Raw genomic sequence first — 21,455 nt, forward strand, 5'->3', positions numbered from 1 at the left:
AGACGCGCGGACGCTCGCGCGCAGCGCGCCTCCCGGTCTATATTGCATACTCACTCCCCGCCTGTGCCTCCATGTCGCGTTCCGCTCATCTCCTGATCATCGATCCGCAGAATGATTTCTGTGACCTGCCCGCCAGCCATCTGCCTGTCGATCCCCTGAGCGGCCAGGCCATGGCCCCCGCGCTGCCGGTCCCCGGCGCGCATGCCGATATGCAGCGGCTGGCGCGCTTCATCGACGCCACCGCGCCCGCCTTGTCGGCCATTACCGTCACGCTGGATTCACACCACCGGCTGGATATCGCCCATCCCACCTTCTGGCGCACCGGCGACGGTCGCGCGGTCGCCCCTTTCACCCCCATCACCGCCAGCCAGGTACGCTCGGGCGCCTTCCAGCCGCGCCACGCCGACGACCTGCCGCGCACGTTGACCTACCTGGAGGAGCTGGAGGCGCGCGGCCGCTACACCCTGATGGTATGGCCGGTGCATTGCGAGATCGGCAGCTGGGGCCACAACGTCCATGCGGATGTGCGCGCGGCCTATGCCCGTTGGGAAGACGAACGCCAGTTCATCGTGCGCAAAGTGCCCAAGGGCGCCAACCCGTGGACGGAGCACTACAGCGCACTGATGGCTGAAGTGCCCGACGCCGATGACCCGCGCAGCCAGCTCAACCGCCGGCTGCTCGATTCGCTCGACCGCGCCGATCTCATCATCGTTGCCGGCGAGGCTGGCAGCCATTGCGTCAAGGCCACCGTCGAGCACATTGCCGAATACCTGCCGGGAGGCAATCTGTCACGCGTGGTCCTGCTGACGGACTGCATCAGCCCGGTCACGGGTTTTGGCGAAGCCCAGGCGGGTTTCCTGCAACGCATGCGCGACCTGGGCATGCAGGCACGCAGCAGCACGGACATGGCGCGCGCACTGACGGCCTGACGCTACGGGCGGCCGGACTTCCCGACGTCCGCGACTGGCGGCGCACAACACGACAGCGTCGGCGCGGATCCGTAAACACAACGGCCGCAAGCTTGCGCGTTGCGGCCGTGGCGGAGGAAAGACGGAAAGCCTCAGGCGGCGGGCTTGTCCTGGCATTGGACGTAGAGGGCGCTGATCGCCTCGCACAAGGCCGGCGGCGCCTGGAACAGGCGCGACACCAGCATGCAGCCCTGCACCGTGGCGAACACCGCCCGGCCGGCCGCTTCGGCGGAGCCCGAGAACTTCAGCGTGCCTTCCTCGGCGCCTTGCGCCAGCACGCGAGCCAGCCAGGCTTCGTGCGCCCGGAAAAATCCCTGCAAGGCGCCGCGCACGCGGTCGGGCAGGCTCATCATTTCGGCGGCCAGCATGCCACCCAGGCACAACTCACCGTGGCCACAGGCCTTGGACTCCATCATCGACAGATACGCGTCGAGCTGGGCATGTGCCGGCTGCGCGGTGTCGATGCTGCGCACGGACGCCAGGGCGCGGGCGCTGTAGGCCTCGACGGCCTCGTACAACAGGTCGTCCTTGCCGGGAAAGTAGTAATGGATGCTGGACGTCTTCACGCCCACATGCTCGGCCAGATCTCGATAGCTGAAGCCGTTGCAGCCGCGGGTACGGATCAGCTTCTCGGCGTGGGCCAGCAGCTGGTCGCGGGTGGTGTTGGGGGTCGGAGTGTCCATGGCTGAATATTACCTACTAATAGGTCGGTACGTCATCGGCGGTATTCCCTATGCGGGGCTCCGATGCAACCGTGCGAACCCCGGCCGGGAATGTTCCCGCCCCCCGGGGTTCGCAGTGGCCGACATCGGACTCAGCCTTGCACGGGCGGATAGTCCAGTTCACCGCTTTCGGTCAGGCCCTGGGCGCGGGCGGCGGCCAATTCCTGCTTGACCTGGGCGCGGCTCTTGTCGCCGGCGCTGGCGTAAGCGGTAGCTGCGTAGCCTTCTTCGCCGCTGGCCAGTTCACCGTTGGCGCGAGCGGCCGCCAGTTCTTGCTGCACCTGCGCGCGGGTCACCGTGCTGTGGGTGTCGACGGCGGGCGGATAGTCCAGTTCGCCGGCATGGGCGGCACCGAGGAACGAGGCGGTCAGGATCAGGGCGGATACGAGGGTCTTCATGGTTGATCTCCAGTAAGGATCGGCAATGCGATTCAGGAAGTGCTATCTATCCATAGATAGATTCGAGGTCAAAAACATCAGCCTTGGACGGGCGGGTAGTCCAGTTCGCCGCTTTCGGTCAGGCCTTGGGCGCGAGCGGCGGCCAGTTCCTGCTTGACCTGGGCGCGGCTCTTGTCGCCAGCGCTGGCAAACGCGGTGGCGGCGTAGCCTTCTTCGGTCGTGGCCAGTTCACCGTTGGCGCGGGCCGCGGCGAGTTCTTGCTGCACTTGGGCGCGCGTCACGGTGCTGTGGGTGTCCTGGGCGGGCGGATAGTCCAGTTCGCCGGCTTGGGCGGCGCCGATGAAGGAAGCGGACAGGATCAGGGCGGATACGAGGGTCTTCATGAGGGATCTCCAAATAGCGATGGCTAGGTTGTTTCGTCTAAACTATCTACTTATAGGTAGATAACACGGCAAATAAAAAGGGGGGTGCTACTGTATTTCTGGTTTGGGCGACGCCGCGTTGCTGTCTGGGTGCTGCGTCGATGGATGAATCTTACCTACTACTAGATAGATAGCGCAAGCAGGTTTTGTGCAACATATTATTTCACTGTATTCGACGTCCCCTCTTCCCTCCCGCCAGGGCGTTCTCCCCTACCGGTTTGCCGCCACCAGCAGCATCATGGGCCGATCCCGCTCCTGCGCCAGCGCCGGTTGCGCGGCCAGCTGGGCCGCGTCGGGCGCCCATTCGTCCAAGTGCGTGAGCGTGAACCCGGCGCCGATCAGCAGGTTCACATAGTCCGCCACCGTGCGGTGCTGCTTGATCACGCCTTCGGCGAGCCAATCCGTGCGCCGTTCGCCACGCAAGGCGTATTGGTTCAACGGCCAGATTCGTTGCCCTTCGCTATCCTCGATGAACCCGGGGCGCGCCGGCGCGGTGTAGATGGGATGCTCGCAGGAAAACACGAAGCGCCCTCCGGGCCTGAGCGCCCGGTGCACGGTCGCGACCAAGGCTGGCAGGCGCTCCAGGTAATGCAGGGTCAGCGAGCTGTAGGCAAGGTCGACGCTTTGCGCGGGCAACTGCAACCGCTCCAGGTCTGAATGTTCATAGCGGATGGTGGCGCTGATGGTCGTGGCGCGCGCCCGCGCCAGCATGTTGGCGGACACGTCCAGCCCCAGGATGCTGGCCGCTCCCTGTTCATCGGCCCAGCGGCAGAACCAGCCAAAGCCGCAACCCAGGTCGACCACGTAGCGCCCCCTCACGTCCGCCACCAGTGCCCGCAGCGCCGGCCATTCCGGCGCGCCGTCCAGGCCATGCACCGAACGGGCCAGGCGGCTGTAGCCCTCGAAGAATTCGGGCGTGTCGTAGATGTTCTGAGTCATGGGGATTTCCTCGCGGGACCGGTCGGCGCGGTCACGGCATGTGGCGCACGGATGATCGACGGCTGATGGCGGACAGCGACAATCCTAGCGCGAACCCGACAACCCGCCCCGCCCCCTGTTGAAAAGCTGTGGAAAACCCCCGAATAGCGCTGGATAAGCTGTGTAAATGCTGTGGGCAGCCTGTGGATAGGGACCGCCCCGCACCGATGCGGACCAAGGCGGCTTGCGGGCTACCGTCGATCACGAAGTTGGCGGACGATATCCCGCCAAGTGGAAAGACTGGAAAGCCTCGATAACAGCGCCAATCCGGCCTTTGCACCCCTTGTGCAAAAGCTGTGGAAAAGGCCGGAAAATCGGTGGGAAAGCTGTTGAAATGCTGTGCACAGCCTGTGGACAGCTGTCCGGGATTCAGGGGGAAGACCACGGTTTCCGTAGACACACGGGAGCGGCGAGACGCCCAAACGACACAAAGCCCGGCAAGCGCGAGGCTTGCCGGGCTTTGTCGATCGACCGCCGGGAAGGCGGAAATCAGAACGGAATATCGTCGTCCATATCGGCCAGGTTGGCGCCGCCGCCCGCGGGCGCGGCCTGGGGCGCGGGACGCTGTTGCGGCGCCGGACGCTGGGCCGGGGCGCGCTGCTGCGGCTGGCGCGCCGGGGCGTCGTCGTAACCGCCGCCGCCACCGTAGCTGCCGCCACCGCCGCCGCCGTCTTCGCGGCCACCCAGCATCTGCATCTGGTCGGCGACGATTTCGGTGCTGTAGCGGTCAGCGCCGGTGTCCTTGTCCTGCCACTTGCGGGTCTTCAGACGGCCTTCGATGTAGACCGAGCGGCCCTTCTTCAGGTATTCGCCGGCGATTTCGGCCAGGCGGTTGTACATGACCACGCGGTGCCATTCGGTTTCTTCGCGGCGTTCGCCCGAGGCCTTGTCCTTCCAGGTGGAGGTGGTGGCGATGGACATGTTGCAGATTGCGGCCCCGTCGGGGCTGTAGCGGACTTCCGGGTCGCGACCCAGGTTGCCCACGAGAATGACTTTGTTAACCGATGCCATGCCGTTGTCCCTCTGTTGTTGACAGCCTGTGCCACGCGTTGCCGCGAGCGCGCCGGCAACAACATAAATAGCAATGTTGAAGACCGGCTTCATGAAACTCGCCGGTCATCGCAGCGATGACCGGCGACGCCGGTGAAGCCCTAATTTGCCTTCTATTATCGACGAAAAGCGCCCGCCGCGCCAAACCCGATTGGTGACAAAGCCGTCCACCCGGGGAAACGATTTCACCGCTGTTGGACACCGTTGGCGGCGCGATCCGCGACTTTCGCCAACGGCAGCCGCCTAGGCCAGCGGCTTGAGCGCCCAGGTCACGGCCAGCCAGACGGCGGCCAGCACCGCGGCGCCGATGAACACGGCGCCGGCGCCGGAATGCGAAGCGACCCAGCCGCCCAGCGCGCCGCCCGTGAACAGGCCAGCGGCCTGGGCGGTGTTGTAGAAGCCCAGCGCCAGGCCCTTGTAGGCCTGCGGCGCCACGCGCGACACCAGCGAGGGCTGCAGCGCCTCCAGTACGTTGAAGGCCACGAAGAAACCGGTCAGGGCCGCCGCCAGGGGGTAGAAGCCATGGCTGGCCGCCGGCAGCAGCGCGCACACCAGCACCAGCCCGGCCACGGCGGCGCGTAGCGCACCGCGGTGGGCGCGGCGCTTTTCGGCCACGAACACCACTGGCACCATCAACACGAACGACACCAGGATCACAGGCAGGTAGACCTTCCAGAGCTCACGCGCGTCCAGGCCGCCGGCCTTGGCCAGCAGCGCTGGCACCACCACGAACAGCGACACCTGGATCATGTGCAGCACGAACACGCCAAAATTGAGCCGCAACAGATCGGTGTGGGTAAGAACCTGGCGCGGACTGGCGGCCTGCATGCTGCGGGCCTGCGTGCGCGGCACCACCGGCACCACCCAGCGCGCCACCGCCAGGCAGATCACGCCCAGGCAGGCAATGGTCCAGAACAGGCCCGACAGGCCCCACCAGCCCACCAGCACGGGCGACAGCACCAGCGACGCGGCGAACGACAGGCCGATCGAGCCGCCCACCATGGCCATGGCGCGGGTGCGCACCTCGTCACGGGTGGCGTCGGCCAGCCAGGCGGTCACGGCGGCCGAAATCGCGCCCGCGCCCTGGATGGCGCGGCCGATGGTGATCCAGAACACATCATCGGCCTGCGCACAGACCACGCTGCCCGCCACGAACAGCAGCAGGCCGAACAGCACCACGGGCCGGCGCCCCCAACGGTCCGACGCCAGCCCGAAGGGAATCTGCATGAACGCCTGGGTCAAACCGTACATGCCCAGCGCCAGCCCGACCCGGGCGGGGTCGTCGCCCCCGGGCAGGCCACGGGCGGCCACGGCGAACACCGGCAGCAACAGGAACAACCCCAGCATCCGCGCGGCGAACAAACCGGCCAGCGCCACGCTGGCGCGGCGCTCGGAAGGCGTCAATTTCAGTTTCGTGTCTGCCGGCATGCGAATTTTCAACGGTGACGAGGGCCGTTCGCGCGCGGATGTCATGCGCTTGCGGTCTGATCTATGGCCTGAGGACTCGGCGCGCTATAGTACCAAGTTGGCCTTTGCAACCGCTTAAAAGAGCCCGATAGACGTGACCATACGCATTCGGGGTGCCCGCACCCACAATCTCAAGAACGTCTCGCTGGATCTGCCGCGCCACAAGCTGGTGGTGGTCACGGGCCTGTCCGGCTCGGGCAAGTCCTCGCTGGCATTCGATACGCTCTACGCGGAGGGGCAGCGGCGCTACGTCGAAAGCCTGTCCGCCTACGCCCGCCAATTCCTGCAGTTGATGGACAAGCCCGACGTCGATCTGATCGAGGGCCTGTCGCCGGCCATCTCGATCGAACAGAAGGCGGCGGGCCACAACCCGCGCTCCACGGTCGGCACCATCACCGAAATCCACGACTACCTGCGCCTCTTGTACGCGCGGGTCGGCACGCCCTATTGCCCGGACCACGGCCTGCCGTTGCAGGCGCAGAGCGTCAGCCAGATGGTGGACGCGGTGCTGTCCTGGCCCGCCGACACCCGCCTGGCGGTGCTGGCTCCCATCGCGCGCGGCAAGAAGGGCAGCTTCGAGGACGAATGCGCCAGCCTGCAGGCGCAGGGCTACGTGCGTCTGCGCGTGGACGGCCAGATGGTGGAAATCGACGGCATGGCGCCGCTGAAGAAAACCGAGAAGCACGACATCGACGTGGTCATCGACCGCCTGCGCATCAAGCCCGAAAGCAAGCAGCGCCTGGCCGAGAGCTTCGAGACCGCGCTGCAGCTGGCCGACGGCCGCGCGCTGGCGCTGGACATGGACGGCAGCCGCGAACAGGTGTTCTCCAGCCGCTACGCCTGCCCGGTCTGCAGCCACAGCCTGCCGGAACTGGAACCGCGCCTGTTCAGCTTCAACAACCCGATGGGCGCCTGCCCCAGCTGCGACGGCATCGGCCAGGTCGGTTTCTTCGATCCCAAGCGCGTGGTCGCCTTCCCCGAGCTGAGCCTGGCGGCCGGCGCCATCCGCGGCTGGGACCGCCGCAACGCGTTCACCCACTCGCTGCTGACCAGCCTGGCGGCGCACTACGAATTCGATATCGAGGCGCCCTTCGAGGACTTGCCCGAAGCGCTGCGCGACAAAGTGCTGTATGGCTCGGGCGACGAGGAAATCTCGTTCCTGTACCTGAACGAAAAGGGCCGCAGCACCGTCAAGCGCCACACCTTCGAAGGCGTGATCCCGAACCTCGAACGCCGTTGGCGCGAGACCGATTCGGCCACCGTGCGCGAGGAGCTGGGCAAGTACCGCAACATCAAGACCTGCCCCGACTGCGGCGGCTCGCGCCTGCGGCCGGAAGCGCGCAACGTGTTGATCGGCCAGGACCCGCGCGGCGGCGAACGCCATGGCCAGGCCATCTATGAAGTCGAAGCGATGCCGCTGTCGACCTGCCTGGCGTGGTTCCGCGACCTGGCCCTGACCGGCGCCAAGCAAGAGATCGCGCAGCGCATCGTGCGCGAGATCGAGGCGCGCCTGAGCTTTCTGAACAACGTCGGGCTGAACTATCTGTCGCTGGACCGAAGCGCCGACACCATCTCCGGCGGCGAGGCCCAGCGCATCCGCCTGGCCAGCCAGATCGGCTCAGGCCTGACCGGCGTGATGTACGTGCTGGACGAGCCCTCCATCGGCCTGCACCAGCGCGACAACGATCGCCTCATTGGCACGCTGCAGCATCTGCGCGACCTGGGCAACAGCGTCATCGTGGTCGAGCACGACGAAGACATGATCCGCATGGCCGACTGGGTCGTGGACATGGGGCCGGGCGCGGGCGAGCATGGCGGCGAGGTGGTTTCGCAAGGCGATCCCGAGACCGTGCAGCGCGACCCGAATTCGCTCACTGGCCAGTACCTGAGCGGCCAGCGCGCCATCGCCATTCCCAAGCGCCGGCCGGTCACCGAGGACCTGCCCTGGTTGACGCTCACGGGCGCCAGCGGCAACAACCTCAAGAACGTCGACCTGCGCCTGCCCGCCGGCCGCCTGATCTGCGTCACCGGCGTGTCCGGTTCGGGCAAGTCGACCCTGGTCAACGACACGCTGGCGGTAGCGGTATCGCGCCAGTTGCATCACGCCCAGAGCGAACCCGCCCCCTACGCCGCGATGCAGGGCCTGGAGAACTTCGACAAAATCATCAGCGTCGACCAGAGCCCGATCGGCCGCACGCCGCGCAGCAACCCGGCCACCTACACCGGCCTGTTCACGCCGATCCGCGAACTGTTCGCGGGCGTGCCCGAGGCCCGCACCCGCGGCTACGATCCCGGCCGCTTCAGCTTCAACGTCAAGGGCGGGCGCTGCGAGGCCTGCCAGGGCGACGGCGTGGTCAAGGTCGAGATGCACTTCCTGCCCGACATGTACGTGCCCTGCGACGTGTGCCACGGCAAGCGCTACAACCGCGAAACGCTCGAGATCCGCTACCGCGGCCGCAACATCAGCGAAGTGCTGGACCTGACCGTCGAGCAGGCGCTGGAGTATTTCGAATCGGTGCCGGCGATCGCGCGCAAGCTGCACACGCTGATCGACGTCGGCCTGTCGTACATCCGGCTGGGCCAGAGCGCCACCACGCTGTCGGGCGGTGAAGCGCAGCGCGTGAAGCTGTCGCAGGAACTGTCGCGCCGCAGCACCGGCCGCACGCTGTACATCCTGGACGAACCCACCACCGGCCTGCATTTCCGCGACATCGAACTGCTGCTGCAGGTGCTCAACCAGCTGGTGGACAGCGGCAACACCGTGCTCATCATCGAGCACAACCTGGACGTCATCAAGACCGCGGACTGGCTCGTCGACATGGGCCCGGAAGGCGGCGACGGCGGCGGCCGGGTGGTGGCGCAAGGCACGCCGGAAGACGTGGCGGCGGCGCCGGAAAGCCACACCGGACACTATCTCGGCAAACTGCTGCGCCGCACGCCCGGCGGCTGAACGGCGCGGCGCAATCAGGGCCTGTCACGAAGGGGAATCGGCATGTACACCTTGATCATCGGCAACAAGAACTACTCGTCGTGGTCGCTGCGGCCCTGGCTCGCGCTGCGCGCCACCGGCGTCGCCTTCACCGAACAGAAGCTGGGCCTGTTCACCGAGGCATTCGCCCGCCATCTGGAAACGCTTACGCCGGCCGGACTGGTGCCGGTGCTGCTGGATGGCGACCTGGCGGTCTGGGACTCGCTGGCGATCTGCGAATACGTGGCTGAACAGCATCCCGAGGCCCGCCTGTGGCCGCAGGACGCCCGCGCCCGGGCCCGCGCCCGTTCGCTGACCGCGCAGATGCACAGCGGTTTCGGCGCGCTGCGCCAGGCGCTGCCGATGAACATCGAGGCGCACCTGCCCGGCATCGACATCCCCGAGGCCGCGCGCCAGGAGATTTCGCGCATGCACGCCATCTGGCAGGACACGCGCGCGGAATTCGGCCAGGGCGGCCCGTTCCTGTTCGGCGCCTTCTCGATCGCCGATGCGTTCTTCGCCCCCGTGGTGTCGCGCTTCGTCACCTACGGCATCGCCGCGGCCGGCCCGGTGCGCGACTACATGGACGCGGTGCTGGCGCTGCCGGCGATGCAGGAATGGATGCGCGACGCGCGCGCCGAAGCCACCTTCGTCGAAGCCGACGAACCCTACCGCAAGCATCGTTGACGCCGCAGGGCCGCGTCTCGCCACCAGAACCCGGCGCGGGTGCCGCCAAGGACACGCCAGCCTGAACGCCGCCTGGCGCCGGCTCCTAGCTCATGTCGAACAGGCGCCGGTGCTCGCGGATGGCGTAGCGGTCGGTCATGCCGGCGATGTAGTCGGCGATGGCGCGGGCCTGGTCGTTGAAGGCGGCGCGCCGATAGTCCGGCGGCAACAGACGCGGATCATCCAGGAACGCCGCGAACAGTTCGCGCACGATGCGCCGCGCCTTGGTGGTCATGCGCAACACGCGGTAGTGTCGGTAGAGATTGTCGAACAGGAACTTCTTGAGTTCGTCGGCTTCGCGCCGAATGTCGTCCGAAAATCCAGCCAGCGGCGGCGCGCGGCGCACGTCGTCGGCGCAGGCTGGCGCCGCCTCGCGGATGCGCGCCAGCGACGTGCGCGTCAGGTCGCCGATCAGCGTATTTATCATGCGGCGGATGGTCTCGGCCACCGCGCGGCGCGACGCCAGATCGGGGTAACGCGCCAGCACCTCGGCATGATGACGCTGGAAGATGGACACGCCCTGCAATTGCTCCAGTGTGATCAGTCCCGAGCGCAGGCCGTCATCGATGTCGTGGTTGTTGTAGGCCACTTCGTCGGCCAGGTTGGCGATCTGCGCCTCCAGCGACGGCTGAGTGCGGGCCAGGAAGCGTTCGCCCACTGCGCCCAGCTGCCGCGCATGGGCCGCCGAGCAATGCTTGAGGATGCCCTCGCGGGTCTCGAAGCACAGGTTCAGGCCGTTGAAGTCGGCATAGCGCTCTTCGAGCTCGTCGACCACCCGCAGGCTCTGCAGGTTGTGCTCGAAGCCGCCGGCCTCGGGCGCCAGCTCGCGCATGCAGGCATTGAGTTCGTCCTGGCCGGCGTGCCCGAACGGCGTGTGGCCCAGGTCGTGCGCCAGCGAAATGGCTTCGGTCAGGTCTTCCGACAGCCCCAGGCTGCGCGCCAGGGTCCGCGCGATCTGCGCCACTTCCAGGCTGTGCGTCAGGCGCGTGCGGAACAGATCGCCTTCGTGGTTCACGAAGACCTGGGTCTTGTACTCCAGCCGCCGGAACGCGCCGGAATGGATGATGCGGTCGCGATCGCGCTGGAATTCCGTGCGGTTTTCCGGCGCGGGTTCGGCATAGGCCCGGCCGCGCGATCGGGACGGGTCGGATGCATAGGAAGCCAGTTCTTTCATCTGCGACACCGTCTCTCCAGCGATCTTTATTGAGTGGTTCGGGCCAGTACGGCGCGCACGGCATCGGCCGGCGCCGCCCGCATCATCGCTTCGCCGATGCGGGTCATGAGCACGTAGCGGATCTCGCCGCCCTCGGTCTTCTTGTCGACCTGCATCAGGTCGAGCCAGCGATCGGCTCCCAGGTCGGGCGCGACCACGGGACAGCCAATGGCTTCGACCAGGGCGCGCACGCGGGCCACGTCGGCGCGGGGGAAGCCGGCCACGTCGGCCGACAGTTCCGCCGCCTGCACCATGCCGCAGCCGACCGCCTCGCCGTGCAACCAGGCGCCATAGCCCAGGCCCGCCTCGATGGCGTGGCCGAAGGTGTGGCCCAGGTTCAGGATGGCGCGCAGGCCGGATTCGCGTTCGTCCTTGCCCACCACCTGCGCCTTCAGTTCGCACGAGCGGCGGATGGCGTAGGCAATGGCCTGCGGGTCCAGGCTGCGCAATTTCCGCGCATTCTGTTCGCACCAGGTCCAGAATTCCGGATCCAGGATCAGGCCGTACTTGATGACTTCGGCCAGGCCGGCCGACACTTCGCGCGCCGGCAGCGTGGCCAGCACGGCGGTGTCGATCTCGACCGCCAGCGGCTGGTAGAACGCGCCGATCATGTTCTTGCCAAGCGGGTGGTTCACGGCCGTCTTGCCGCCGACCGACGAATCGACCTGGGCCAGCAGGGTCGTGGGCACCTGCACGAAACGCACCCCGCGCATGTACACCGCGGCGGCAAAGCCGGTCATGTCGCCAATCACGCCGCCGCCCAGGGCCACCAGCACGCAGCGGCGGTCCAGGCGATTGCCCAGCAGCGCGTCGAAGATCAGGTTCAGGGACTGCCAGTCCTTGTACGACTCGCCGTCGGGCAGTTCGATGCGCAGCACCCGCTTGCCGGTGCGCGCCAGGGCGGCTTCGGCGCGCTCGCCATACAGCGCCGCCACGGTCGGGTTGGTCACCACCGCGATGGCGGTGGCGTCGGCGGGGATGCTTTCGTCCAGGGCATCCAGGCGCCTCGGCGCGATGCGGATGGGGTACTGTCCGCCCGGGGTGTCGACCTCAACAACGTTCATATCTGCTTCTCGAAGGCTTGTAATTGCGGCAGGAGCGCCTTGACCAGGGTGTGGATGGGCATGGAGCCGGTTTCCACCACCAGGTCGGCGACTTCCTTGTAGAGGGGCTCGCGCAGGGTCATGAGGTCGCGCAGCGTGCCGCGCGGATCGGCGGTGGCCAGCAGCGGCCGGTTGCGATCGCGGCAGGTGCGGCGGAACAATTCGTCCACGCTGGCCCTCAAATAGACCACGATGCCCCGCTCGCGCAGGCGCAACCGGTTCTCGGCGGCCAGGATGGCGCCGCCACCGGTGGCGAGAATTATGTTGCGCCGTTGGGTACACTCTTCCAGGGCGGCGGATTCCCGGCGACGGAAACCGGCCTCACCCTCGATTTCAAAGATTACCGGCACCCGTACGCCGCAACGCGCCTCGAGCTCATGGTCCAGATCGATAAAATCGCGCCCCAGGGCACGCGCCAGGCCACGGCCGATGGTCGTCTTGCCCGCCCCCATCATCCCCACCAGGAAGATGGGCAGGTCGTGCGGCAACGACACGGTCTTGCCCAGGCACTCCGAGGCGCAAGGCGGGTTTTCGGGCGCCTCGCCGGAGGGCGCCGGGTCCGGGTCAGCCTCCGGACATGAATGAGCGGAAAAGTTCATGACGGCATTATCACATCTGCCGCCAAGTTGCCCGCGCACCACACTGAACTATCTTGTTACAGAAACCGATCCGCCACACTGAGGCGGGACCGGAGATACCCGTAAAATCGCCGCGATGAGCAAGCCGCAGAATTCCTCCAAAAAAGACAAGCCCGCCAATAACGGTTCCCCGATATTGCGTTTTTTCGTCAAGACCGGCATTTTCTTTGCCGGCCTGTTCCTGTGCGGCGTGCTGCTGGCGGGCATGGCGCTGGCGCTGGCCTGGCCCAACCTGCCGGACCTGAACGCCATGACGGACTACCGCCCGCGGGTGCCGCTGCGCGTCTACACGGCGGACAAGGTGCTCATCGGCGAATTCGGCGAAGAACGCCGCAACGTGCTGCGCTTCAATGAAATCCCGGACGTGATGAAGTCCGCGGTGCTGGCGGCCGAAGACGACCGCTTCTACCAGCACGGCGGGATCGACTGGACCGGCGTGGTGCGCGCCGGCCTGACCAACCTGATCAACATGTCCAAGACGCAGGGGGCCAGCACGATCACCATGCAGGTGGCGCGCAACTTCTACCTGTCGTCCGAAAAGACGTACTCGCGCAAGTTCTACGAACTGCTGCTGACGTTCAAGATCGAATCGGAGCTCACCAAGGACCAGATCCTCGAGCTCTACATGAACCAGATCTACCTGGGTCACCGCGCCTACGGCTTCGCCGCCGCCTCGCGCACCTATTTCGGCAAGCCGCTGTCCGAAGTAACCCCGGCCGAAGCCGCCATGCTGGCGGGCATCCCCAAGGCCCCGTCGCGCTTCAACCCGATCTCCAACCGCCCCCGCGCCGAGCTGCGCCAGCGCTACGTGCTGGGCCGCATGCTGTCGCTCGGCTACCTGACCGAGCCTGAATACAAGACGGCGATGGCGCAGCAGATCGTCATGAAGTCGGCCGAAGGCACGCCGGCCGGCGGCTACAGCATCCATGGCGAATACGTGGCCGAACTGGCGCGCCAACTGCTGTTCAACGTGTACCAGGACAACGTCTATTCGCGCGGCATCAACATCTACACCACGGTCCAGTCCAAGGACCAGGAAGCGGCCTACCGCGCCGTGCGCGAAGGCGTGCTTGAATACACCCGCCGCGCGCCCTACCCCGGCCCCGAGGAACAGCTCGACCTGCCCCCGGGCACCGAAAACAACCCGCAGGCCCTGGACGAATTCCTGGACGGCGTGTTCGACAAGTTCAGCGACAGCGGCGACCTGCTGACCGCGCTGGTGCTGTCGGCCAGCCCCACCGAAGTGAAGCTGGCGCGCAGCTCGCGCGAGATCATCACCGTCACCGACAAGAAGGTGCTGGGCGTGGTGGCGCGCGCGCTCAACGACAAGGCCAAGCCCGAGCAGCGCATCAAGCGCGGCTCGGTGGTCTACATCCGCAAGCTGGGCGACAACTGGGAAATCATCAACCTGCCGTCGGTGCAGGCGGCGTTCGTGGCACTGTCGCCGCAGGACGGCGCGATCCGCGCCATGGTCGGCGGCTTCGACTTCTACCGCGGCAACTTCAACCGCGTGACGCAGGCCTGGCGCCAGCCCGGCTCGAACATCAAACCGTTCATCTACGCCGCGTCGCTTGAGCGCGGCCTGACGCCGGCCACGCAGATCTCCGACCAGCCGTTCGAACTGACCGCGGCGCAGACCGGCTCCAAGGCCTGGAACCCGAAGAACTACGGCAACCAGTACGAGCCCATGCTGACGCTGCGCCAGGGCCTGTACAAGTCCAAGAACATGGTCTCGATCCGCATCCTGCAGGCCATCGGTCCGCAGTACGCGCAGGACTACCTGACCCGCTTCGGTTTCGACAAGGCGCGCCAGCCCGCGGTGCTGCCGCTGGCGCTGGGCGCCGGGTCGGTGACCCCGCTGCAACTGGCCGGCGCGTTCTCGGTGTTCGCCAACGGCGGCTATCGCGTCACGCCCTACCTGATCGACCGCGTCACCGACAGCAGCGGCAAGATCGTGATGCAGGCCAAGCCCACCGTGGCCGGCGACGCCGCGGCCCGCGCCATCGACCCGCGCACCGCCTGGATCATGGACGACGTGCTGCGCGGCGTGGCCACCTACGGCACCGCCGCCCGCGCCCGCGTGCTGCTCAAGCGCAACGACATCGCCGGCAAGACCGGCACCACCAACGAATCCGTGGACGCCTGGTTCTCGGGCTACACGCCGTCGCTGGTGGCCACCGCCTGGCTCGGCTTCGACCAGCCCAAGTCGCTGGGTTCGCGCGAAACCGGCGGCGGCGTGGCCATGCCGATCTGGGTCGACTACATGCAGGACGTGCTCAAGGGCGTGCCGGAAGAAAAGCCGCGCCCCCGTCCCGACGGCATCATCGTCGAGAATGGCGAGTACTACTTCTCGGAATTCCCGCCCGGCCAGGCGGTGGCGCGCCTGGGCCTGCCGCAGGCGGATACCCTGGGCGAGTTCCTGAACGGCCTGAACAGCGACAGCGGCGAGGACAACCGCATCAAGGTCGCGCCTGGCGTGGGCACGCAGAGTGCCCAGCCCTGGTCGCAGAAGATCCCGTTCTGAACGGAATGAAAAAAGCCGGCGATTTCGCCGGCTTTTTTTGTTGAACGCTACAGTCGGATCGTGACGGGCACGCCGGCCGCGGCCGAACAGATCTGCGATAGCGCATCGGGCAGATTCGGGCCGCCTCGGGTATCGTTCCAGTGTTGGCCGTCGTAGCGATAGTGGAAGCCGCCGCTGCGCGCGGCCACCCACAGTTCCTGCATGGCGGCCTGGCTGTTCACCACCACGTGGGTATTGTCCTCGAACACCATCGTCAGCACATTGCCGCTGCGGCTGGTTTCGACGTCGACGTCGAGCGAAGCCGCCCAGTCATCGGCCTGGCTTTCGATGCTGTTCAGCACCTGGTCGATCAACGCAAGAAATTCGGATTCGGTCATAATCGAGCCTGCAAGAATTACGGAGTTCCCAGTGTTCCAATTGGCATTCAGCCGCATGTCTCTTCGCATTGTAGCCACGCTCGTGGCGACCGGCATGGTTGCGGCCTGCGGCTACAAGGGTCCTTTGTACATGCCCACGCCCGACGGCAAGCCGCCACCCGCCGGGCAGGGCCAGACCACGCCCCAGGTGCCGCAGATACCATCCGCGCCCTCGCTGCCATGACCGCCGCGTTCCCGGTTCCGCCCGACCTGGCCGGGCACCCGTTCTTCCAGTACCGCAACAACGTGCTGTACGCCGAAGACGTGCCGCTGGACCATCTGGCCGGGCAACTGGGAACGCCGCTCTACGTCTACTCCCGCGCGGCGCTGCGAGCCGCCTGGAACACCTACCACAGCGCTGTCGGCCAGCGGCCCGTGCTGGTCTGCTACGGCATGAAGGCCAACTCCAACCTGGCCGTCCTGAAGGAATTCGCCCGCCTCGGCGCCGGCTTCGATATCGTCTCTGGTGGCGAACTCAAGCGCGCCCTGGCCGTCGGCGCCGACCCCGCCCGCATCGTTTTCTCCGGCGTCGGCAAGCAGGCCTGGGAAATGCGCGCGGCCCTGGATGCCGGCGTCATGTGCTTCAACGTCGAATCCGAAGCCGAGCTGCAGCGGCTGTCCGACGTAGCCCAGGAAGCCGGCCGGCGCGCCAGGGTGGCGCTGCGGGTCAACCCGGACGTCGACGCACAGACCCACCCCTACATTTCCACCGGCCTCAAGGAAAACAAGTTCGGCATCCCCATCGGGGCGGCGCTGGACGCCTATCGCAGCGCCCGGCTGCTACCCGGCCTGGAAGTCACCGGCCTGGACTGCCATATCGGATCGCAGCTGACCGACATCAGTCCCTATTTTGATGCGCTGGAAAAGCTGCTCGATCTGGTCGCCGACCTGGAAGGCATCGGCATCCGCCTGTCGCACCTGGACCTGGGCGGCGGCCTGGGCATCCGCTACAGCGATGAAACACCGCCCTCGCCCAAGGCGTTGCTGGACGGCGTGTTCCAGCGTCTGCAGGCCCGCGGCCAGGGCCATTTGCGCCTGGTGCTGGAGCCCGGCCGCTCGCTGGTGGGCAACGCCGGCCTGCTGCTGACCACCGTCCAATACCTCAAGCACGGCGAGGCGCGCAATTTCGCCATCGTCGACGCCGCCATGAACGACCTGCTGCGGCCGGCGCTGTACGATGCCTGGCACGGCTTGCGGCCATTGCTGCCGCGCGCCGGCGATGCGCTCGACTATGACGTCGTCGGCCCGGTCTGCGAAAGCGCCGACTGGCTCGCGCGCCAGCGCGCGCTGGTCATCGAGCAAGGCGACGTGCTGGCGCTGGAATCAGCCGGCGCCTACGGCATGACCATGGCCGGCAACTACAACACCCGCCCGCGCGCGGCCGAGGTCATGGTCGACGGCGACCACTATCACGTGGTGCGCCAGCGCGAAACACTGGACGACCTGCTGCGCGGCGAATCGACGCTGCCCTGAACCTCTCCTGCCACGCATGAAAAAGGCCCCGTCGAGACGGGGCCTTTAGCCATGCGAGCTGGAATTACAGCTGCCCGTAGGAATGCAGCCCCGACAGGAACATGTTCACGCCCAGGAAGGCGAAGCCGGTGATCAGCAGGCCCGTCAGCGCCCAATAGGCCGCCATCGTGCCGCGCAGGCCCTTGATCAAACGCATGTGCAGCCAGGCCGCGTAGTTCAGCCAGACGATCAGCGCCCAGGTTTCCTTGGGGTCCCACTGCCAGTACGCGCCCCAGGCGTCCGCGGCCCACAGCGCGCCCAGGATGGTCGCCACGGTGAAGAAGGCGAAGCCGATGGCGATGGCGCGGTACATGATGTCGTCCAGCACCTCCAGCGGCGGCAGCGCGGCGGCGATGCGGCGCCGGCCCAGCAGGATGGCGCCGACGATCACGGCGCCGATGCCGAAATACAGCATCCAGGTGGCCGACAGGCCGTCGGTGCGGAATACCATCGGCTCGGCGCACAGCAGCACGCCCAGCACGAACAGCGGCGCCAGCTTGAGCCACGACGAGGTCTGCCCGTGCTGCTTGACCAGGTAGGCAAAGCCGACCATCGCCGCCAGCGAGAAGGTGCCGTAGCCGATGAAGTTGGCCGGCACGTGCAGCTTCATCCACCAGCTCTTGAGCGCCGGCACCAGCGGCTGGATCTGCCCGGCATCGCGCGTGAACGAATACCACAGCAGGAACACAACCGCCGAGGTCACCACCAACAGCACGAAGCCGCCCAGCGCGCGCGTGGCGTACTTGCGTTCGTAGTAGAGATAGAACAACGCCGTGATCAGCGCGAACAGCACGAACACTTCGTACAGGTTGCTGACCGGGATGTGGCCCAGGTCGGGGCCCATCAGATGGCCCTCGCGCCAGCGCACCAGCAGGCCGGTGACGCCCGCGAACACCGCGCCCCAGGTCAGGGCCGTGCCCAGCCAGGCCGCGGTCGGGCTGAAGAAGCCGATCCAGTAACACACCATGGCCAGCGCGAACAGCGCGCTCATCCACAGGATGGCCGATTGCGACGAGAACAGGTATTTCAGGAAGAACACCTGCTCGGCCCGCGCCAGGTCGTTGCCGTAGAGCATCAGCGCCAGGCCGGCCGCGATCGCACAGGCCACCATCAGGCGGCGCAGGGGCCGCCACAGCCAGCCCATCCAGGCCAGCACCGGCACGGTGCCGCACAGGATGATCTTCTCGTAGTAGTCCATGGCGCCGCTGAAGCGCGTCAGGGCGAAACCGGCGCCCGCCGCCAGCAGCAGGAAGAACACGATGTCAGTCCAGTCCGGCCGGCCACGCTGCGCGCGGCTGTCACCGGTCTCGGACAGGCTGTCCTGCCAGAGGTTGTCGGGCGTGGGGGAATGCGTGGTGGTCGTCGTGGACATAGGAAACCTTAAGACCCTTTCTGGCGCAGCAGCGCCTGCTTGAAGCGATCGAACTCCTGGTTGAAGTCGAGTGTACGCTTCTGCGAAGTCATCGCCGCCAGGATGCCGCTGCCGCCTTCCTGCGGCTTGATCCAGATCCAGACACGACGATCCCGAATATAGAACATCGAGAACACGCCCAGCACCAGCAGCAGGCTGCCAAGGTAGACCGTATTCTTGCCCGGCGTGCGGCTGACCTGGAACACGCTGGCCTGCACGTGGTTGAAATCGGCCAGGGAGAAGAATACCGGCGCCGGGTAGACGGTCAGGTCGGACAGCGCCGCGACCGACAGGCGCGACCACAGCGCCGCGCGCTCGGCCTCGGGCCCCTCGGTGGCCACGGGCGGCAGGCCGGCGCGTTCGCGCTCGACCGCGCGCAGCTCGTTCATGCTGGCGCCGATCAGCCGGATCACCACGTCCGCCGCGCGCTCCAGGTCGGTCGCCGGCGTGTTGGCCTGCAGGAACGCCGCCACGGCCTGCAGGCCGCCGCCGGCGTAGGTTTCCAGGGCGCGCTCGGCGGCCGTCTGCAGCGGCTGGCGATCGGCGCCGCTCGGGCTGTTGCGCTCCGCGAAGCGGCGCGCCGCCTCCTGGCGCGCCGTCGGGTCGGCGAGCGCGGCGCGCAAGCGCATGAATTCGGCCACCGAACCCTCATCGTCCGCCGGGATCCGCAGGTAGCGGAACGGCTCCGAGGCGTTGTTGCGCACGCCGGCCAGGAACACGCTGGCGCCGTCCAGCTGGACCGGCAGCATGTAATTTTGGAATTCATGCGCCTGGCCGGCGTCGTCGATCAGCTTGTATTCGACGCTGGGGCCCACATTGCGCAGGTTTTCGTTCTTCTTGCCCGCCGCGCTGCCGGCCACCGAAGCCACGTGCTCAGCGAAGCTCTGGCTGCCCCCCTTGGGTTCGCCGCGGGTCAGGTCCTCGACGTTGATCGGGCGCAGGGCCGTGATCTCCACGCCCATGCTGCGCGGGCCACGCGCAGTGTTAGCGCTTACTTCCGCGGTCTTGCCCACGGTACCATCGACTGTGAACGTGGTGTTGGCCGTACCCACCAGCGGATAACCCTTGAGCACCACCGTGCTGCCGCCGTCATCGAAGCTGGACTGGTAGACCGTCATGCCCTTGAAGCGCAGCGGTTCATTGACCTCGATGGTGGAATCGAAACTCTTGCCCGTATCCGGATCCGTCACCTCCACTTCGCTGGCGAAGCGGCTGGGCATGCCCGTCGAGTAGTAGTCGACAACGAATTTCTTCAACTTGAGGGTGAAAGGCATCGGCTGCACCAGGGCGCCATCCCCCACCATCACCACCGCCGTGCTGGCCTGGCCGTTCTCCGGCACCAGCACACTGGCGCGGAAACTCGGATTGTTGACCGACAGCCTGCCGCTCTCCGGCACCTCGGAAATCAGCATGTTCTCGACGATCGGCTTCTTGCCGCCAAACATGACCTGCAGGCGCACCGGCAGCTCGCTGTCGAGCAGGCCGCCGATACAGATGATGACCATGGCGGCGTGGGCGAACACGTAACCCAGCCGGTTGGCGCTGCCCTTCTTGGCCGCCAGCAGCACGCCCGTGCTGTCCTGGCGCTCGCGCACCGCATAGCCCATGCGCTTGAGCAGCGCCGTCAGGCCGGCCGCGGTGCGCGGCACGTCGGTGGGCGCCTCGGTCTCGACGCGGTGCGGAAAGGCCCGCAGGCTGCCGCCGCGCACGTGCTCGCGGAACGAACGCGCGTCGCGCAGCATCTTGGGCGCGTTGCGGATCAGGCAGACGGACGTCGAGATGACCAGGAACGCCATGATCAGCAGGAACCACCAGCTGTTGTAGACGTGCCAGATCGAGAACTTGTCGAACACCTCGAACCAGAACGGCCCGAACTGGTCGATGTAGTTGTTGGACGAGCGGTTTTGCTGCAGAACCGTCCCCACCAGGCTCGCCACGCAGATGAACATCAGCAGGCTGACGGCGAAACGCATCGAGCCTAGCAATTCAAACAGATCGCGGGGCAGGCTGCGCAGGGAGGGACGGGAGTGTGTCTGAGTCGAATTCATGAAAAAAGGGGGGCCGCGCGATCGGCTACCCCCCTCGTAGACAGCGCATGACGGAATCAGGTTCCGCCATGCCAGGTTGCGTGAACGCGGACCAGCCGCGCGCGTGCCGGCGTACGGCTACCGCAGGCCAGCCGCGTAGTCCGCCACGGCCTTGATGTCGGCATCCGACATCCGGTCGGCCACGGCGTGCATCACGTCGTTGGCGCGATCGCCGCTGCGGAACAGCTTGAGCTGCTCTTCGATGTACAAGGGGAACTGGCCCGACAGGCGGGGGTACTGGCCCGGAATGCCCGCGCCATTGGCAGAATGGCATGCGGCACAGGCCGGAACATTGCGCTCGGGCAAACCGCCGCGCCAGATCTTTTGACCCAGGTCAACCAACTTCTCCTGGCCGGCCGTGGCGGGTTCTTTCAGCGGCTGCTGCGCCAGATACAGCGCAATGTTCTGCATGTCTGCCGGCGTCAGGTTCTGCGCCATGGCGGTCATGGGGGTCGGATTGCCGCCGGGGCCATTGCGCACCGGCAGCTTGGCGCCCTGCTTGACCTGGAAATCGGTCAACTGCTTGACCAGGTATTCGTGGGGTTGCGCGGCCAGGTTGGGGTTCACCGGGATGGTGCTGTTACCCGCCGCGCCATGACAGGACGCACAGGCGATGATGCCGCGCGAGGCATCGCCCTGGTCAAACAGCTGCCCGCCCTTGGCGGCATCCGGCTTGGCCGGGCCCGCGGCGCCGTCAGCGGCGAAGCTCGTAGTAGAAAAGGCGGAGGCGCCGAGCAACAGCCCGCTCGCAACCAACATCCGGGACAGCACACGCTTCATGAAGACCTCGACGATCACATCGATCAAGGCGCAAAAAGGCGCCCACGCCTGCCCGCACATCTGGAAAACCGT

19 protein-coding genes are annotated in these 21,455 nt (G+C 66.7%); 6 read left to right on the plus strand and 13 right to left on the minus strand.

All coding sequences use genetic code 11. The features are described from left to right. Positions 1-71: 71 nt before the first annotated feature. On the plus strand, positions 72-929 hold the full coding sequence (locus ABFG95_RS14200) for a cysteine hydrolase (protein ID WP_068950499.1): 858 nt from the start codon (positions 72-74) through the stop codon (positions 927-929). Between the two features lie 131 nt (positions 930-1,060). Here ABFG95_RS14200 and ABFG95_RS14205 read toward each other — a convergent pair whose 3' ends face one another. From ABFG95_RS14205 to ABFG95_RS14230, 6 genes are all read right to left on the minus strand, one after another. Further along, on the minus strand, positions 1,061-1,651 hold the full coding sequence (locus tag ABFG95_RS14205; protein WP_049077196.1) for a TetR/AcrR family transcriptional regulator: 591 nt from the start codon (positions 1,649-1,651) through the stop codon (positions 1,061-1,063). 131 nt (positions 1,652-1,782) lie between these two features. Beyond that, on the minus strand, positions 1,783-2,088 hold the full coding sequence (locus tag ABFG95_RS14210) for a DUF4148 domain-containing protein (protein WP_049077199.1): 306 nt from the start codon (positions 2,086-2,088) through the stop codon (positions 1,783-1,785). 77 nt (positions 2,089-2,165) lie between these two features. Then, positions 2,166-2,471 (minus strand): DUF4148 domain-containing protein, encoded by a 306-nt coding sequence (locus tag ABFG95_RS14215; protein ID WP_049077201.1) that lies wholly within the window; start codon positions 2,469-2,471, stop codon positions 2,166-2,168. A 249-nt stretch (positions 2,472-2,720) separates the two neighbouring features. After that, on the minus strand, positions 2,721-3,449 hold the full coding sequence (locus tag ABFG95_RS14220) for a class I SAM-dependent methyltransferase (RefSeq protein WP_348996025.1): 729 nt from the start codon (positions 3,447-3,449) through the stop codon (positions 2,721-2,723). Positions 3,450-3,977: 528 nt separating this feature from the next. Beyond that, a complete protein-coding gene (ssb, locus tag ABFG95_RS14225; protein ID WP_026382027.1) occupies positions 3,978-4,499 on the minus strand; it encodes a single-stranded DNA-binding protein in 522 nt (173 codons plus the stop codon). Between the two features lie 282 nt (positions 4,500-4,781). Next, positions 4,782-5,966 carry an MFS transporter gene (locus ABFG95_RS14230; RefSeq protein WP_054419625.1) on the minus strand — a complete coding sequence of 395 codons (1,185 nt, stop codon included), beginning with the start codon at positions 5,964-5,966 and terminating at the stop codon, positions 4,782-4,784. Between the two features lie 127 nt (positions 5,967-6,093). Between ABFG95_RS14230 and uvrA the strand changes: the two genes are divergently transcribed. Then, on the plus strand, positions 6,094-8,955 hold the full coding sequence (gene uvrA / locus ABFG95_RS14235; protein ID WP_348996049.1) for an excinuclease ABC subunit UvrA: 2,862 nt from the start codon (positions 6,094-6,096) through the stop codon (positions 8,953-8,955). A gap of 42 nt (positions 8,956-8,997) precedes the next feature. Beyond that, positions 8,998-9,660 (plus strand): glutathione S-transferase family protein, encoded by a 663-nt coding sequence (locus ABFG95_RS14240; RefSeq protein ID WP_063583662.1) that lies wholly within the window; start codon positions 8,998-9,000, stop codon positions 9,658-9,660. 85 nt (positions 9,661-9,745) lie between these two features. Here the strand turns inward: ABFG95_RS14240 and ABFG95_RS14245 are convergent, their stop codons facing one another. Genes ABFG95_RS14245 through ABFG95_RS14255 form a run of 3 tightly spaced genes read right to left on the minus strand, consistent with a single transcriptional unit; the run spans position 9,746 to position 12,614 of the window. Further along, positions 9,746-10,873 carry a deoxyguanosinetriphosphate triphosphohydrolase gene (locus ABFG95_RS14245; protein ID WP_054419639.1) on the minus strand — a complete coding sequence of 376 codons (1,128 nt, stop codon included), beginning with the start codon at positions 10,871-10,873 and terminating at the stop codon, positions 9,746-9,748. 26 nt (positions 10,874-10,899) lie between these two features. Beyond that, positions 10,900-11,976, minus strand: coding sequence for a 3-dehydroquinate synthase (gene aroB, locus ABFG95_RS14250; protein ID WP_278990908.1), 1,077 nt, complete (start codon positions 11,974-11,976; stop codon positions 10,900-10,902). Then, entirely contained in the window at positions 11,973-12,614 is a 642-nt protein-coding gene (locus tag ABFG95_RS14255) for a shikimate kinase (protein WP_049077210.1), read from the minus strand. Before ABFG95_RS14255 ends, aroB begins: the two co-directional genes overlap by 4 nt. A gap of 115 nt (positions 12,615-12,729) precedes the next feature. On the opposite strand from ABFG95_RS14255, the gene ABFG95_RS14260 reads away from it, so the two are divergent. Beyond that, a complete protein-coding gene (locus ABFG95_RS14260; protein WP_049077212.1) occupies positions 12,730-15,177 on the plus strand; it encodes a PBP1A family penicillin-binding protein in 2,448 nt (815 codons plus the stop codon). Positions 15,178-15,224: 47 nt separating this feature from the next. Here the strand turns inward: ABFG95_RS14260 and cyaY are convergent, their stop codons facing one another. Further along, complete coding sequence (gene cyaY, locus ABFG95_RS14265; protein ID WP_049077214.1) at positions 15,225-15,554, minus strand: iron donor protein CyaY; 330 nt, start codon at positions 15,552-15,554, stop codon at positions 15,225-15,227. A 55-nt stretch (positions 15,555-15,609) separates the two neighbouring features. On the opposite strand from cyaY, the gene ABFG95_RS14270 reads away from it, so the two are divergent. Next, complete coding sequence (locus ABFG95_RS14270) at positions 15,610-15,777, plus strand: lipoprotein (protein WP_049078207.1); 168 nt, start codon at positions 15,610-15,612, stop codon at positions 15,775-15,777. After that, positions 15,774-17,066, plus strand: a complete 1,293-nt coding sequence (gene lysA / locus ABFG95_RS14275; protein ID WP_063584691.1) for a diaminopimelate decarboxylase — start codon at positions 15,774-15,776, stop codon at positions 17,064-17,066. Before ABFG95_RS14270 ends, lysA begins: the two co-directional genes overlap by 4 nt. A gap of 64 nt (positions 17,067-17,130) precedes the next feature. Here the strand turns inward: lysA and ccsB are convergent, their stop codons facing one another. The 3 genes from ccsB to ABFG95_RS14290 all read right to left on the minus strand — a co-directional run bounded on the left by ccsB (position 17,131) and on the right by ABFG95_RS14290 (position 21,383). Further along, positions 17,131-18,477, minus strand: coding sequence for a c-type cytochrome biogenesis protein CcsB (ccsB, locus tag ABFG95_RS14280; protein WP_006392019.1), 1,347 nt, complete (start codon positions 18,475-18,477; stop codon positions 17,131-17,133). Between the two features lie 8 nt (positions 18,478-18,485). Continuing rightward, a complete protein-coding gene (locus tag ABFG95_RS14285; RefSeq protein ID WP_175144605.1) occupies positions 18,486-20,564 on the minus strand; it encodes a cytochrome c biogenesis protein ResB in 2,079 nt (692 codons plus the stop codon). A 117-nt stretch (positions 20,565-20,681) separates the two neighbouring features. Continuing rightward, positions 20,682-21,383, minus strand: a complete 702-nt coding sequence (locus ABFG95_RS14290) for a c-type cytochrome (RefSeq protein ID WP_100503279.1) — start codon at positions 21,381-21,383, stop codon at positions 20,682-20,684. Between the last annotated feature and the right edge of the window lie 72 nt (positions 21,384-21,455).

Source organism: Achromobacter sp. HNDS-1 (genome assembly GCF_040084795.1).
Taxonomy (GTDB): Bacteria; Pseudomonadota; Gammaproteobacteria; order Burkholderiales; family Burkholderiaceae_B; genus Achromobacter; species Achromobacter ruhlandii.

Excerpts from the sequence above, each read along its gene's own strand:
- ABFG95_RS14200 (WP_068950499.1), top strand. The coding sequence starts at position 72 with ATGTCGCGTTCCGCTCATCTCCTGATCATCGATCCGCAGAATGATTTC.
- ABFG95_RS14205 (WP_049077196.1), bottom strand. The coding sequence starts at position 1,651 with ATGGACACTCCGACCCCCAACACCACCCGCGACCAGCTGCTGGCCCAC.
- ABFG95_RS14210 (WP_049077199.1), bottom strand. The coding sequence starts at position 2,088 with ATGAAGACCCTCGTATCCGCCCTGATCCTGACCGCCTCGTTCCTCGGT.
- ABFG95_RS14215 (WP_049077201.1), bottom strand. The coding sequence starts at position 2,471 with ATGAAGACCCTCGTATCCGCCCTGATCCTGTCCGCTTCCTTCATCGGC.
- ABFG95_RS14220 (WP_348996025.1), bottom strand. The coding sequence starts at position 3,449 with ATGACTCAGAACATCTACGACACGCCCGAATTCTTCGAGGGCTACAGC.
- ssb (WP_026382027.1), bottom strand. The coding sequence starts at position 4,499 with ATGGCATCGGTTAACAAAGTCATTCTCGTGGGCAACCTGGGTCGCGAC.
- ABFG95_RS14230 (WP_054419625.1), bottom strand. The coding sequence starts at position 5,966 with ATGCCGGCAGACACGAAACTGAAATTGACGCCTTCCGAGCGCCGCGCC.
- ABFG95_RS14240 (WP_063583662.1), top strand. The coding sequence starts at position 8,998 with ATGTACACCTTGATCATCGGCAACAAGAACTACTCGTCGTGGTCGCTG.
- ABFG95_RS14245 (WP_054419639.1), bottom strand. The coding sequence starts at position 10,873 with ATGAAAGAACTGGCTTCCTATGCATCCGACCCGTCCCGATCGCGCGGC.
- aroB (WP_278990908.1), bottom strand. The coding sequence starts at position 11,976 with ATGAACGTTGTTGAGGTCGACACCCCGGGCGGACAGTACCCCATCCGC.
- ABFG95_RS14255 (WP_049077210.1), bottom strand. The coding sequence starts at position 12,614 with ATGAACTTTTCCGCTCATTCATGTCCGGAGGCTGACCCGGACCCGGCG.
- ABFG95_RS14260 (WP_049077212.1), top strand. The coding sequence starts at position 12,730 with ATGAGCAAGCCGCAGAATTCCTCCAAAAAAGACAAGCCCGCCAATAAC.
- cyaY (WP_049077214.1), bottom strand. The coding sequence starts at position 15,554 with ATGACCGAATCCGAATTTCTTGCGTTGATCGACCAGGTGCTGAACAGC.
- ABFG95_RS14270 (WP_049078207.1), top strand. The coding sequence starts at position 15,610 with ATGTCTCTTCGCATTGTAGCCACGCTCGTGGCGACCGGCATGGTTGCG.
- lysA (WP_063584691.1), top strand. The coding sequence starts at position 15,774 with ATGACCGCCGCGTTCCCGGTTCCGCCCGACCTGGCCGGGCACCCGTTC.
- ccsB (WP_006392019.1), bottom strand. The coding sequence starts at position 18,477 with ATGTCCACGACGACCACCACGCATTCCCCCACGCCCGACAACCTCTGG.
- ABFG95_RS14285 (WP_175144605.1), bottom strand. The coding sequence starts at position 20,564 with ATGAATTCGACTCAGACACACTCCCGTCCCTCCCTGCGCAGCCTGCCC.
- ABFG95_RS14290 (WP_100503279.1), bottom strand. The coding sequence starts at position 21,383 with ATGAAGCGTGTGCTGTCCCGGATGTTGGTTGCGAGCGGGCTGTTGCTC.